General features: G+C 60.9%; 11 protein-coding genes. 8 read left to right on the forward strand and 3 right to left on the reverse strand.

What is annotated here, in order from left to right:
* Positions 1–80 precede the first annotated feature (80 nt).
* Entirely contained in the window at positions 81–1,181 is a 1,101-nt protein-coding gene (gene gbcB, locus AC3WMT_RS18175; RefSeq protein WP_103304474.1) for a glycine betaine monooxygenase reductase subunit, read from the forward strand.
* A gap of 195 nt (positions 1,182–1,376) precedes the next feature.
* Here the strand turns inward: gbcB and AC3WMT_RS18180 are convergent, their stop codons facing one another.
* The 3 genes from AC3WMT_RS18180 to AC3WMT_RS18190 form a co-directional block, all read right to left on the reverse strand.
* The gene (locus AC3WMT_RS18180) at positions 1,377–2,201 is read right to left on the reverse strand and encodes an SDR family oxidoreductase (RefSeq protein WP_103304473.1); all 825 of its coding nucleotides are present in this window, start codon (positions 2,199–2,201) and stop codon (positions 1,377–1,379) included.
* A gap of 244 nt (positions 2,202–2,445) precedes the next feature.
* Complete coding sequence (locus AC3WMT_RS18185) at positions 2,446–2,979, reverse strand: REP-associated tyrosine transposase (protein ID WP_103304472.1); 534 nt, start codon at positions 2,977–2,979, stop codon at positions 2,446–2,448.
* Between the two features lie 315 nt (positions 2,980–3,294).
* On the reverse strand, positions 3,295–4,335 hold the full coding sequence (locus AC3WMT_RS18190; RefSeq protein ID WP_103304471.1) for a threonine aldolase family protein: 1,041 nt from the start codon (positions 4,333–4,335) through the stop codon (positions 3,295–3,297).
* 127 nt (positions 4,336–4,462) lie between these two features.
* Here AC3WMT_RS18190 and AC3WMT_RS18195 point away from each other — a divergent pair, with 127 nt between their 5' ends.
* The 7 genes from AC3WMT_RS18195 (at position 4,463) to purU (ending at position 13,182) form a co-directional block, all read left to right on the forward strand.
* The gene (locus AC3WMT_RS18195) at positions 4,463–5,173 is read left to right on the forward strand and encodes a TraX family protein (RefSeq protein WP_103304470.1); all 711 of its coding nucleotides are present in this window, start codon (positions 4,463–4,465) and stop codon (positions 5,171–5,173) included.
* Positions 5,174–5,458: 285 nt separating this feature from the next.
* Positions 5,459–6,712, forward strand: coding sequence for a serine hydroxymethyltransferase (gene glyA / locus AC3WMT_RS18200; RefSeq protein WP_103304469.1), 1,254 nt, complete (start codon positions 5,459–5,461; stop codon positions 6,710–6,712).
* 20 nt (positions 6,713–6,732) lie between these two features.
* A complete protein-coding gene (locus AC3WMT_RS18205; RefSeq protein ID WP_003206307.1) occupies positions 6,733–7,983 on the forward strand; it encodes a sarcosine oxidase subunit beta in 1,251 nt (416 codons plus the stop codon).
* 14 nt (positions 7,984–7,997) lie between these two features.
* Complete coding sequence (locus tag AC3WMT_RS18210) at positions 7,998–8,327, forward strand: sarcosine oxidase subunit delta (protein ID WP_103304468.1); 330 nt, start codon at positions 7,998–8,000, stop codon at positions 8,325–8,327.
* Positions 8,324–11,341: a sarcosine oxidase subunit alpha gene (locus AC3WMT_RS18215; protein ID WP_103304467.1), complete on the forward strand. Its 3,018-nt coding sequence runs from the start codon at positions 8,324–8,326 to the stop codon at positions 11,339–11,341. The genes AC3WMT_RS18210 and AC3WMT_RS18215 overlap by 4 nt, the downstream gene beginning before the upstream one ends.
* 132 nt (positions 11,342–11,473) lie before the next feature.
* Positions 11,474–12,106: a sarcosine oxidase subunit gamma gene (locus AC3WMT_RS18220; RefSeq protein WP_103304466.1), complete on the forward strand. Its 633-nt coding sequence runs from the start codon at positions 11,474–11,476 to the stop codon at positions 12,104–12,106.
* Between the two features lie 218 nt (positions 12,107–12,324).
* A complete protein-coding gene (gene purU, locus AC3WMT_RS18225) occupies positions 12,325–13,182 on the forward strand; it encodes a formyltetrahydrofolate deformylase (RefSeq protein WP_008086918.1) in 858 nt (285 codons plus the stop codon).
* Positions 13,183–13,209: the final 27 nt, after the last annotated feature.

Here is a 13,209-nt window from a genome sequence, read left to right on the forward strand (position 1 = left end):
GTCGCGGATAGGTAAACGGGCGGTTCGCGCTATACGCAGAATCGCCGACATGAGGCCGACAGTCGGCCGTGGAGAACAGCATGTCCAACAGCTTCCTGAATCCGGTCACCACCCAGACCTGGGCCAATGGCCGACACATCGTCCGTTGCGTCAAAGTCATCCAGGAAACCTGGGACGTGCGCACCTTCTGCTTTATGGCTGACCAGCCGATCCTGTTCTTCTTCAAGCCCGGCCAGTTCGTCACCCTGGAGCTGGAAATCGAAGGCCAGCCGATCATGCGTTCGTACACGATCTCCAGTTCGCCGTCGGTGCCGTACAGCTTTTCGGTGACGATCAAACGAGTGCCGGGCGGCAAGGTTTCCAACTGGTTGCACGACACGTTGCATGAAGGGCAGGAGCTGGCGGTGCACGGGCCGGTCGGGCTGTTCAATGCCATCGACTTCCCGAGCCCGAAAGTCCTCTACCTCAGCGGCGGCGTGGGAATCACCCCGTGCATGTCGATGGCGCGCTGGTTCTACGACACCAACGCCAACGTCGACATGACCTTTATCCACAGCGCGCGCTCGCCAAAGGACATCATTTACCACCGCGAGCTGGAACACATGGCGTCGCGGATCGATAACTTCAGCCTGCATTTGATCTGTGAAAAGCACGGTCTGGGCGAGCCGTGGGCCGGGTACCGCGGCTATCTGAATCACAAGATGCTCGAACTGATGGTTCCCGATTTCCTTGAGCGCGAAGTGTTCTGCTGCGGCCCGACGCCGTATATGACGGCGGTGAAGCGTTTGCTGGAAAACGCCGGTTACGACATGGCGCGTTATCACGAGGAGTCCTTCGGCGCGACGCCGCCCGAGGCTCGCGCCGATGCGGTGGAGCAAGCCGAACAGGCCGCCGACGCACCGGAAATCGATGCCGCGGATCTGCATCAGGTCGAATTCACCGCGTCCGGCAAAAGTATTCGTGTGGCACCGGGTGAAACGGTGCATGCGGCGGCGGCCAAGCTTGGGCTGATGATTCCGAAGGCTTGCGGGATGGGGATTTGCGGGACGTGCAAGGTGCTCAAACTGGGGGGCGAGGTGGAGATGGAGCACAACGGCGGGATTACCGAGGACGACGAGGCGGAAGGATTTATCTTGTCGTGCTGCAGTGTGCCTAAAGGCGACGTGCGCATCGAATTCTGAGTGGGGCGAATTTTTGCGTTCGACTTGCCCCTCACCCCAGCCCTCTCCCGAGGGAGAGGGAGCCGACCGAGTTGTCTGGCTTTCGACATCGACCTGTACGACCTTATCGACTATGGATTCGGTAAAGCAGATTCAGGTCGGCGTATTCCTGGAGCATCCCTCTCCCTCCGGGAGAGGGCTAGGGTGAGGGGCTTTTCAGTCAACGAACAAATCCGGCATCAACGCCGCATCACTCCCCGGTTCGAACCGGTAATGCTCAAACTCGCTAACGCCGCTCTCCCGCAAAATCTCCTCATCAATCAACAACCGCCCGCTGATCTGCCGCCCGCGACTACTCAAAATCACATGCCCCGCATCAGCCATGATTGCTGGCGTACGCGCGTGCTTGAACGATTCCCGATTGCCCAGCTGAAACTCGATCGCTGCCGTCGCAATCATGGTCTGCGGCCATAGCGAATTGACGCTGATCCCGTAACTGGCAAATTCCTCGCTCATGCCCAGCGTCAGCATGCTCATGCCGTATTTGGTCACCGTGTAAGGGCTGAACTGGGCGAACCATTTACTCGCCAGATTCAACGGCGGCGACAAGTTGAGAATGTGCCCGGCGGATTTCTTCAGATAGGGCAGGGCAGCCTGGCTGCACAACAGCACCGCGCGGGTGTTGATCTGGTGCATCAGGTCGAAACGCTTGAGTTCGATGTGTTGCACGCCAGTCAACTTGATCGCCCCGGCATTGTTCACCAGCGCATCGATCGCGCCGAAATGCTCGTTGGCCTGGGCCAGTGCCTGTCGCACGGCGTCTTCATCACGCACATCCACCTGCAGCGCGAGGGCCTTGCCGCCCGCAGCTTCGACTTCCGCCGCGACGCTGTGAATAGTGCCGGGCAGTTTGGCGTGGGGTTCGGCGCTCTTCGCCGCAATGACGATATTGGCCCCGTCCTTCGCGGCCCGCAGTGCAATCTCACGGCCAATGCCACGGCTGGCGCCGGTGATGAACAGGGTTTTGCCTTGTAACGACATGCCGATGCTCCTGCTTATTGTTATGAGAACGGAGGGCTCGACAAACAATGTAGACCAAGGAGCTGACGCGACTGAAATAGGTGCCCTGATCGTTCCCACGCTCCGCGTGGGAATGCAGCCTTTGACGCTCCGCGTCATGACTGTGCTCGGCGTCGCATCAGTGGTGGGGCTGGAACGCGGAGCGTCCCGGGAGGCATTACCACGCGGAGCGTGGGAACGATCCGAAAGGGGATGGCCAGCTGCTTTAGTACCAGCGTTGAATCTCGATCAATCCCTCTAGTCCTGCATAATTTCGGGCGCTCGAATACCGCCAGTGCTCCGGCAACTCTACATAACCACGCTTTACCGGGTTGTTATGGATGTAATCGAGTTTCTGGCGCATGACTTCTTCGCTGTAGACCATTTCTGCATGAGAGCCTTCCTGCCACATTTGATACACCCGATCTTGCTTGTGTGCCCGCTTGTTGAAACGAAGGCGCTTCAGTGCTCTTTCGGCGCCCTTGCTTTGAAGGTCATCAATAATCTGTCGCGCGGTGAATGATTTGAACTGGCTGAGGCATTTGCTCAGGTCGGGTGCTTGGGCGACAAAGTGAAGATGGTTTTCCAGAATCACGAAGCCGTACAGCCTCAAGTCATGATGAGTCTGTTGATAACGCCAGCAGTTGAGCAGGTGGTCGACGATGTAAGGGCGGATGAACAGGGGTAACCATTCCATGACCGTGCAGGTCAGAAAATGGGGTTTGTCAGTTTCGGTAATGGTGTAGCGGCTGCGGCCCATGGGATTCTTCCTTGAATCTTGCGGTGCATTGGAGATGGAACGCGGAGCGTCCCGGGATGCATTACCACGCGGAGCGTGGCAACGATCAGGGTGGGACGGACAGGGTATTCGCGATAGAGGGGAAGTCTGGTATTGCGGTGGGAAAAGTCATTCCCGAGCCAAGATCGTTCCCACGCTCCGCGTGGGAATGCAGCCATTGACGCTCCGCGTCATCACGATGCCAAGGTGTAACGCTGGCGGGGGAAATGGAACGCGGAGCGTCCCGAGAGGCATTCCCACGCAGAGCGTGGGAACGATCAGTTAGGTGGAGTGAGATCAGGCAGACATGACTTCGCGGATGTCGCGCGCCAGTTCGCGCACGCGCTCTTCTTCGGTGTCCCACGAGCACATGAAGCGCGCGCCGCCCTTGCCGATGAAGGTGTAGAAGCGCCAGTCCTTCGCGGTCAGCGCGGCAATCGCCGGTTCCGACAGTTGCAGAAACACGCCGTTGGCCTGCACCGGGAACATCAGTTCGACGCCCGGAATGTCGCTGACCAGCTCGGCCAGCAATTGCGCGCAGTGGTTGGCGTGGCGGGCGTATTTCAGCCAGGCGTCGTTTTCCAGGATGCCGACCCATGGCGCCGAGAGGAAGCGCATTTTCGACGCCAGTTGCCCGGCCTGTTTGCAGCGGTAGTCGAAGTCTTCGGCCAGTTTGTGGTTGAAGAACAGGATCGCTTCACCCACCGCCATGCCGTTCTTGGTGCCGCCGAAGCACAGCACGTCGACGCCAGCCTTCCAGGTCAGGTCGGCCGGCGAGCAGCCGAGGAACGCGCAGGCGTTGGAGAACCGCGCGCCGTCCATGTGCAGGTGCAGGCCCAGTTCCTTGCAGGTGGCGCTGATGGCGCGGACTTCTTCCGGGGTGTAGACACTGCCGACCTCGGTGGCTTGGGTCAGGGTCACCACGCGTGGTTTCGGGTAGTGAATGTCCTGGCGCTTGAGGGCGACTTCGCGGATCGACTGCGGGGTGATCTTGCCGTTTTCAGTGCCGGCGATCAGCAGTTTCGAACCGTTGGAGAAGAATTCCGGGGCGCCGCATTCGTCGGTTTCGACGTGGGCAGTTTCCGAGCAGATCACGCTGTGGTAACTCTGGCACAGCGACGATAGCGCCAGCGAGTTGGCGGCGGTGCCGTTGAAGGCGAAGAACACTTCGCAGTCGGTTTCGAACAGTTGGCGGAAATGATCGGACGCGCGTGCGGTCCATTCATCATCGCCATAAGCGCGTTGGTGGCCGTGGTTGGCCTGTTCCATGGCAGCCCAGGCTTCAGGGCAGATACCGGAATAGTTGTCGCTGGCGAATTGTTGGCTCTTGTCGGTCATGGCCGGCTTCCGTGATCGAGGCGCTTGTGGCGCCTCGTTGGTCAATGATGGTGCGCACTTTACCGAAGATCTTCCGGGGAGCACACGAGATGTCGCTGGCAGAACATTACATGGACGCTTGCCGATTATGCACCTGAGAAAACGTGACGGCGCCCTGGATCTGCTCAAGTGGCTGGCGCTGCTGAGCATGTTGCTCGATCACCTGCGATATGTCGGGATCAGCGCCGATTGGTTCTACGTGCCGGGGCGGTTGGCGTTTCCGTGGTTCTGTCTGGCGATGGCGGCGAATCTGGCCCGGGCCGGAGCGCGGAAAACCGAATGGCGTTATCTGGGCTGGCTGTTGCTGTTCAGCGCGGTGAGTGAAATTCCTTACCGTTTGTACATTCCCGATCCGGATACGTTGAACGTCATGCCGACATTAGCGTTGGGCTTGTTGGTGGCGCGCGGCTGGCAGGATCCATCGATCATGTCGCGGTTGCTGGGTGTCGCTGCGTTGGTGCTGGCCGCTGTGTTTTCTGAGCGACTGATGTTCGGCTTCTTCGGCGTTCTGCTACCGCTGGCGATGCTGTGGGTGTTTCGTCGTCCGTGGTACTTCAGCTTGCTGTCGGGATTGATATGTCTGGCCGCCAATCAGTGGCAGGTGCTGTACGACTCGGCGAGGTTCGGTAATAGCGTTGCCATTTTTGGCATTGCCACCTGTCTGTTTGCGCCACTGCTCGGAATGTTCCTGTTGCGACATGTGCGACATCTCCAGCCACCCCCAATGCGCCGCTGGGCTTATGCCCTCTATCCCGCGCATTTCTTCCTGCTACTACTTATCCGCCAAGTCGCCGCATAACCCTGTGGGAGCTGGCTTGCCAGCGATAGCGGCAGGTCAGCCGCCATCAATGCCAGATGGGCCACCGCCATCGCTGGCAAGCCCGCTCCCACAGGGATCTCCAGTGTTCAGGAGATCGGGTATGTCCTGTCCATTCCCCGCCATGTCGTAAACGCACCTTTGCGTGGCGTCCGTAGGCATTTGAGCTGTCTGCGCCGGTCATACCATCGGCATCAAAGGGCACTGCCTTGATTGCCAGTGCCTTACCGAGACGAATGGCGCACAGATGCCGCTGGGAGAGACGCGATGTTCAGCAAGCAAGACCAGATCCAGGGTTACGACGATGCACTGCTGGCGGCGATGAATGCCGAGGAGCAACGTCAGGAAGATCACATCGAGCTGATCGCGTCGGAAAACTACACCAGCAAACGCGTGATGGAAGCGCAAGGCAGCGGCCTGACCAACAAATACGCCGAAGGTTATCCGGGCAAGCGCTACTACGGTGGCTGCGAGCATGTGGATAAAGTCGAAGCGCTGGCCATCGAACGTGCCAAGCAACTGTTCGGCGCCGATTATGCCAACGTTCAGCCGCACTCCGGTTCCTCGGCCAACAGCGCCGTGTACCTGGCGCTGATCCAGCCGGGCGACACCATCCTCGGCATGAGCCTGGCCCACGGTGGTCACCTGACCCACGGCGCCAAAGTGTCGTCCTCGGGCAAGCTGTACAACGCGGTGCAGTACGGCATCAACACTGACACCGGGCTGATCGATTACGACGAAGTCGAGCGTCTCGCCGTCGAATCCAAACCGAAAATGATCGTCGCCGGTTTCTCCGCTTACTCCAAGACCCTGGACTTCCCGCGTTTCCGTCAGATCGCTGACAAGGTTGGCGCGCTGCTGTTCGTCGACATGGCCCACGTCGCCGGTCTGGTTGCCGCTGGCCTTTACCCGAATCCGCTGCCGTACGCCGACGTGGTCACCACCACCACGCACAAGACCCTGCGCGGTCCTCGTGGCGGCTTGATCCTGGCCAAGTCCAACGAAGAGATCGAAAAGAAGCTCAACGCTGCCGTGTTCCCCGGCGCCCAGGGTGGCCCGCTGATGCACGTCATCGCCGGTAAAGCCGTGTGCTTCAAGGAAGCGGCGGAGCCGAGCTTCAAGGCCTATCAACAACAAGTGATCGACAACGCTCAGGCCATGGCCGGCGTGTTTATCAAACGTGGCTACGATGTAGTGTCCGGCGGCACCGACAACCACCTGTTCCTGGTCAGCCTGATCCGTCAGGGCCTGACCGGCAAAGATGCCGACGCCGCCCTCGGCCGTGCGCACATCACCGTCAACAAGAACGCCGTGCCGAACGACCCGCAGTCGCCATTCGTGACGTCCGGCCTGCGCATCGGCACCCCGGCGGTGACCACTCGCGGCTTCAAAGTGACCCAGTGCGAGACGCTGGCTGGCTGGATCTGCGACATCCTCGACAACCTCGGCGATGCCGATGTCGAGGCCAATGTTGCCCAGCAGGTTTCGGCCCTGTGCGCAGACTTCCCGGTTTATCGCTGAGCGGTTTTGGAGTAACGACTATGCAACGCTATTCGGGCTTCGGCCTCTTCAAACACTCGCTCAGCCACCACGAAAACTGGCAGCGCATGTGGCGCACGCCAACCCCGAAAAAGGTCTACGACGTGGTCATCGTCGGCGGCGGCGGGCACGGTCTGGCGACGGCTTATTACCTGGCGAAAGAGCACGGCATCACCAACGTCGCCGTGGTCGAGAAAGGCTGGCTGGGCGGCGGTAACACCGCGCGCAACACCACCATCGTGCGCTCCAACTACCTGTGGGACGAGTCGGCGCACCTCTACGAACATGCGATGAAATTGTGGGAAGGCCTGTCGCAGGACTTGAACTACAACGTGATGTTCTCCCAGCGTGGCGTCTACAACCTGTGCCACACCTTGCAGGACATCCGCGATTCCGAGCGTCGGGTCAGTGCCAACCGCCTCAACGGCGTCGACGGCGAACTGCTCAACGCCAAGCAAGTCGCTGACGAAATCCCATACCTCGACTGCTCGAAAAACACCCGTTATCCGGTCATGGGCGCAACCGTTCAGCGTCGCGGCGGCGTCGCCCGTCACGATGCCGTGGCCTGGGGCTTTGCCCGTGCCGCCGACGCCCTCGGCGTGGACTTGATCCAGCAGACCGAAGTGATCGGTTTCCGCAAGGAAAACGGCGTGTGCATCGGTGTTGAAACCAATAAAGGCTTTATCGGCGCCAAACGCGTCGGCGTAGTCACCGCCGGTAACTCCGGGCACATGGCCAAACTCGCCGGTTTCCGTCTGCCGATCGAATCCCACCCGCTGCAAGCGCTGGTGTCCGAGCCGATCAAACCGATTATCGACAGCGTGATCATGTCCAACGCCGTGCACGGTTACATCAGCCAGTCCGACAAGGGCGACCTGGTGATCGGCGCCGGTATCGACGGCTACAACGGCTACGGCCAGCGCGGTTCGTACCCAGTGATCGAGCACACCATTCAGGCCATCGTCGAGATGTTCCCGGTGCTGTCGCGGGTGCGCATGAACCGTCAGTGGGGCGGCATCGTCGACACCACGCCGGACGCCTGCCCGATCATTTCGAAAACGCCGGTACCGAACATGTTCTTCAACTGCGGTTGGGGCACCGGCGGCTTCAAGGCCACACCTGGCTCGGGCAACGTGTTTGCCGCGAGTCTGGCCAAGGGTGAAATGCACCCATTGGCTGCACCTTTCTCCATCGACCGTTTCCACAACGGTGCGTTGATCGATGAACACGGCGCTGCTGCGGTTGCCCACTAACAGGAGAAATCCCCATGTTGCATATCTTCTGTCCTCACTGCGGCGAGTTGCGCTCCGAAGAGGAATTCCACGCATCCGGTCAGGCGCACATCCCGCGTCCTTTGGACCCTGCCAGCTGCACCGACGAGGAGTGGGGCGACTACATGTTCTTCCGCGACAACCCGCGCGGTCTGCACCACGAGCTGTGGGACCACGTTGCCGGTTGCCGTCAGTACTTCAACGTCACCCGCGACACCGTGACCTACGAGATTCTCGAAACCTACAAGATCGGCACCAAGCCGCAATTCACCGACAAGGCTGATTCGGCGAAAACAGCCCCGACGGCGCTGGGAGAGAAGGTATGAGCCAGACCAATCGCCTGTCCAACGGTGGACGGATCGACCGCAATAAAGTGCTGAGCTTCACCTTCAACGGCCAGACCTACAAAGGCTTCGAGGGCGACTCGCTGGCGGCTGCACTGATCGCCAACGGCGTCGACATCATCGGCCGCAGCTTCAAATATTCGCGTCCACGCGGCATCTTCGCGGCTGGCGCCGAAGAGCCGAACGCGGTACTGCAGATCGGCGCTACCGAAGCCACTCAGATCCCTAACGTGCGCGCCACGCAACAGGCGCTGTACCAAGGCCTGGTCGCCACCAGCACCAACGGCTGGCCGAACGTCAACAACGACATGATGGGGATTCTCGGCAAGGTCGGCGGCAAGCTGATGCCGCCAGGTTTCTACTACAAAACCTTCATGTACCCGCAATCGTTCTGGATGACGTACGAGAAGTACATTCGCAAGGCTGCCGGCCTGGGCCGTTCGCCGACCGAAGTCGATCCGGACACCTACGACTACATGAACCAGCATTGCGACGTGCTGATCGTCGGTGCTGGCCCGGCGGGTCTGGCGGCTGCACTGGCCGCTGCGCGCAGCGGTGCTCGCGTCATTCTGGCCGATGAGCAGGAAGAGTTCGGCGGCAGCCTGCTCGACTCCCGCGAAAGCCTCGATGGCAAACCGGCGATGGATTGGGTTGCCAGTGTCATCGCTGAATTGAAGGACACCCCGGACGTGCTGCTGTTGCCGCGCGCCACGGTCAACGGCTACCACGATCACAACTTCCTGACCATCCACGAACGCCTCACCGACCACCTCGGCGACCGCGCACCGATCGGTCAGGTACGTCAGCGCATTCACCGCGTTCGCGCCAAGCGTGTGGTGCTGGCGACCGGCGCTTGCGAGCGTCCGCTGGTCTACGGCAACAACGACGTGCCGGGCAACATGCTCGCCGGTGCGGTGTCGACTTACGTGCGCCGTTACGGCGTGGCACCGGGTAAAAAACTGGTGCTGTCGACCAACAATGATCACGCCTATCGCGTGGCTCTGGATTGGCTCGACGCCAGTCTGCAAGTGGTGGCCATCGCCGACGCCCGCAGCAATCCGCGCGGTGCGCTGGTGGAAGAAGCCCGCGCCAAAGGCATCCGCATTCTCACCGGCAGTGCCGTGATCGAGGCCCGTGGCAGCAAACGCGTGACCGCTGCCCGCGTCGCCGCGATTGATGTCAAAGCACACGCCGTGACCAGCCCAGGCGAATGGCTCGACTGCGACGTGATTGCCAGTTCCGGCGGTTACAGCCCGGTCGTCCACCTGGCGTCGCACCTCGGTGGCAAGCCGACCTGGCGCGAAGACATTCTCGGTTTCGTACCGGGCGAAGCCCCGCAGAAACGCGTGTGCGTCGGTGGCATCAATGGCGTCTACGGTCTCGGCGATTCGCTGGCGGACGGTTTTGAAGGTGGCGTGCGCGCTGCCAGCGAAGCCGGTTTCGCTGCGGTCGAAGGCACCTTGCCGAAAGCCCTGAGCCGTCTCGAAGAACCGACGCTGGCGCTGTTCCAGGTGCCGCACGAGAAGGGTACGGCACGGGCACCGAAGCAATTCGTCGACCTGCAGAACGACGTCACCGCCGCCGCCATCGAACTGGCCACCCGCGAAGGTTTCGAGTCGGTCGAGCACGTCAAACGCTACACCGCACTGGGCTTCGGTACCGATCAGGGCAAGCTCGGCAACGTCAACGGTCTGGCCATCGCCGCGCGTTCGCTGAACGTGACCATCCCGCAGATGGGCACCACGATGTTCCGCCCGAATTACACGCCGGTAACCTTCGGCGCCGTGGCCGGCCGTCACTGTGGGCACATCTTCGAACCGGTTCGCTACACCGCGCTGCATGCCTGGCATGTGAAGAACGGTGCCGAGTTTGAAGACGTCGGTCAGTGGAAGCGTCCTTGGTACTTCCCGAAAAACGGCGAAGACCTGCACGCCGCCGTGAAGCGCGAATGCAAAGCCGTGCGCGACAGCGTCGGCCTGCTCGATGCCTCGACCCTCGGCAAGATCGACATTCAAGGTCCGGACGCCCGCGAGTTCCTCAACCGCGTGTACACCAACGCCTGGACCAAGCTCGATGTGGGCAAGGCCCGCTACGGTTTGATGTGCAAAGAAGACGGCATGGTCTTCGACGACGGTGTGACGGCGTGCCTGGCGGACAACCATTTCGTCATGACCACCACCACCGGCGGCGCGGCCCGCGTGCTGCAATGGCTGGAGCTGTACCACCAGACCGAATGGCCGGACATGAAGGTCTACTTCACTTCTGTCACCGACCACTGGGCGACCATGACCCTGTCCGGGCCGAACAGCCGCAAGCTGCTCAGCGCCGTGACCGACATCGATCTGAGCAACGAAGCGTTCCCGTTCATGACCTGGAAAGAAGGTCTGGTTGGTGGCGTCCCGGCGCGGGTGTTCCGCATCTCGTTTACCGGTGAACTGTCGTACGAAGTCAACGTGCAGGCGGACTATGCGATGGGCGTGCTGGAGAAAATCGTCGAGGCCGGCAAGCAGTACAACCTGACGCCGTACGGCACTGAAACCATGCACGTCCTGCGTGCCGAGAAGGGCTTCATCATCGTCGGCCAGGACACCGACGGCTCGATGACCCCGGACGACCTGAACATGGGCTGGTGCGTGGGTCGTACCAAACCGTTCTCGTGGATCGGCCAGCGCGGCATGAACCGGGAAGACTGCGTGCGTGATCAGCGCAAACAACTGGTGGGCCTCAAGCCGATCGACCCGACCAAATGGCTGCCGGAAGGTGCGCAACTGGTGTTCAACACCAAGCAGGCGATCCCGATGACCATGGTCGGCCACGTGACCTCCAGTTACGCGCACAACTCCCTCGGCTATTCGTTTGCCATGGGCGTGGTCAAGGGCGGTCTGAAGCGCATGGGTGAGCGGGTGTTTGCACCGCTGGCCGATGGCAGCGTGATCGAGGCGGAGATTGTGTCTTCGGTGTTCTTCGATCCGAAGGGTGATCGCCAGAACATCTGACACTGATCGTTCCCACGCTCCGCGTGGGAATGCATCCCGGGACGCTCCGCGTCCCAAGAGCGGACGCCGAGCGTCCATGGCGGCATTCCCACGCAGAGCGTGGGAACGATCAAATCAAACAACAGGTGCTTTATGACCACAGCCAACGTGTACCAACAACGCCCGACCACCGGTGCCCGTGCCGAGTCGTCGCTGCACCATGCCGACCTCGCCAGCCTGGCCGGCAAGGGCCGCAAGAACGCCGGCGTGATCGTGCGTGAGAAAAAACTCCTCGGCCATCTGACGATTCGTGGTGATGGCCACGACGCGGCGTTCGCCGCCGGCGTGCACAAAGCCCTTGGCATCGAGTTGCCCGGTGCTCTGAGCGTCATCGTCAAAGGCGAAACCAGCCTGCAATGGATGGGCCCGGACGAGTGGCTGCTGATCGTGCCAAGCGGTGAAGAATTCGCCGCCGAACAGAAACTGCGCGAAGCGCTGGGCGATCTGCACATCGCGATCGTCAACGTCAGCGGCGGCCAGCAAGTGCTCGAACTGAGCGGGCCGAACGTGCGTCAGGTGCTGATGAAGTCCACCAGTTATGACGTGCACCCGAACAACTTTCCGGTGGGTAAAGCGGTCGGCACGGTGTTCGCCAAGTCGCAGCTGATGATCCGCCACACCGCCGAAGACACCTGGGAACTGCTGATTCGTCGCAGCTTTTCGGATTACTGGTGGTTGTGGTTGCAGGATGCTTCGGCCGAATACGGCCTCAGCGTTCAGGCCTGAAAAAGGATCAAGAGCCACCCCCTCACCCCAGCCCTCTCCCCCAGGGGGGAGAGGGGGAAAGGGAGCAGATTTGTGTGTTTTTCGAGCCTGAGTTCGACCCGATATTTCAGGTCGGTGTAGCTCGAAAGGACCACTCGGTCAGTCCCCTCTCCCTCTGGGAGAGGGCTAGGGTGAGGGAAAAACCTGACACCCCGCACAAGAACAGGAGTCACCGCACCATGAGCCGCGCCCCAGACACATGGATTCTGACCGCCGACTGCCCCAGCGTCCTCGGCACGGTGGACGCGGTCACGCGTTTTCTGTTCGAGCAGGGTTGCTACGTCACCGAGCACCACTCGTTCGATGACCGCCTCTCCGGGCGTTTTTTCATTCGCGTGGAATTCCGTCAACCCGACGGCTTCGACGAGCAATCCTTCCGCGCCGGCCTCGCCGAGCGTGGCCAGGCCTTCGGCATGATCTTCGAACTGACCGCGCCGAACTATCGGCCAAAAGTGGTGATCATGGTTTCCAAGGCCGATCACTGCCTCAACGACTTGCTCTACCGCCAGCGCATCGGCCAGTTGTCGATGGATGTGGCGGCGGTGGTCTCCAACCATCCTGACCTCAAGCCGCTGGCCGACTGGCACCAGATTCCCTACTACCATTTCCCCCTCGACCCCAACGACAAGCCGTCGCAGGAGCGTCAGGTCTGGCAGGTGATTGAAGAGTCCGGCGCCGAACTGGTGATCCTCGCCCGCTACATGCAGGTGCTGTCGCCGGAGCTGTGCCGCAAGCTCGATGGCAAGGCGATCAACATTCATCACTCGCTGCTGCCGGGCTTCAAGGGCGCCAAGCCGTATCACCAGGCCTACAACAAGGGCGTGAAACTGGTGGGGGCGACGGCGCATTACATCAATAACGACCTCGATGAAGGGCCGATCATCGCCCAAGGCGTCGAGGCGGTGGATCACAGTCATTACCCGGAAGATTTGATTGCCAAAGGGCGGGATATCGAGGGCCTGACGTTGGCCCGGGCCGTTGGTTATCACATTGAGCGCAGGGTGTTTCTCAACGCCAATCGCACGGTCGTTCTCTAGATCGCTTTCGCTGGCAAGCCAGCTCCC

The organism is Pseudomonas sp. FW305-7 (assembly GCF_058786735.1).

Bases quoted from the DNA above. Each gene is read 5' to 3' on its own strand.
- gbcB (WP_103304474.1), top strand. From the start codon at position 81: ATGTCCAACAGCTTCCTGAATCCGGTCACCACCCAGACCTGGGCCAAT.
- AC3WMT_RS18180 (WP_103304473.1), bottom strand. From the start codon at position 2,201: ATGTCGTTACAAGGCAAAACCCTGTTCATCACCGGCGCCAGCCGTGGC.
- AC3WMT_RS18185 (WP_103304472.1), bottom strand. From the start codon at position 2,979: ATGGGCCGCAGCCGCTACACCATTACCGAAACTGACAAACCCCATTTT.
- AC3WMT_RS18190 (WP_103304471.1), bottom strand. From the start codon at position 4,335: ATGACCGACAAGAGCCAACAATTCGCCAGCGACAACTATTCCGGTATC.
- AC3WMT_RS18195 (WP_103304470.1), top strand. From the start codon at position 4,463: ATGCACCTGAGAAAACGTGACGGCGCCCTGGATCTGCTCAAGTGGCTG.
- glyA (WP_103304469.1), top strand. From the start codon at position 5,459: ATGTTCAGCAAGCAAGACCAGATCCAGGGTTACGACGATGCACTGCTG.
- AC3WMT_RS18205 (WP_003206307.1), top strand. From the start codon at position 6,733: ATGCAACGCTATTCGGGCTTCGGCCTCTTCAAACACTCGCTCAGCCAC.
- AC3WMT_RS18210 (WP_103304468.1), top strand. From the start codon at position 7,998: ATGTTGCATATCTTCTGTCCTCACTGCGGCGAGTTGCGCTCCGAAGAG.
- AC3WMT_RS18215 (WP_103304467.1), top strand. From the start codon at position 8,324: ATGAGCCAGACCAATCGCCTGTCCAACGGTGGACGGATCGACCGCAAT.
- AC3WMT_RS18220 (WP_103304466.1), top strand. From the start codon at position 11,474: ATGACCACAGCCAACGTGTACCAACAACGCCCGACCACCGGTGCCCGT.
- purU (WP_008086918.1), top strand. From the start codon at position 12,325: ATGAGCCGCGCCCCAGACACATGGATTCTGACCGCCGACTGCCCCAGC.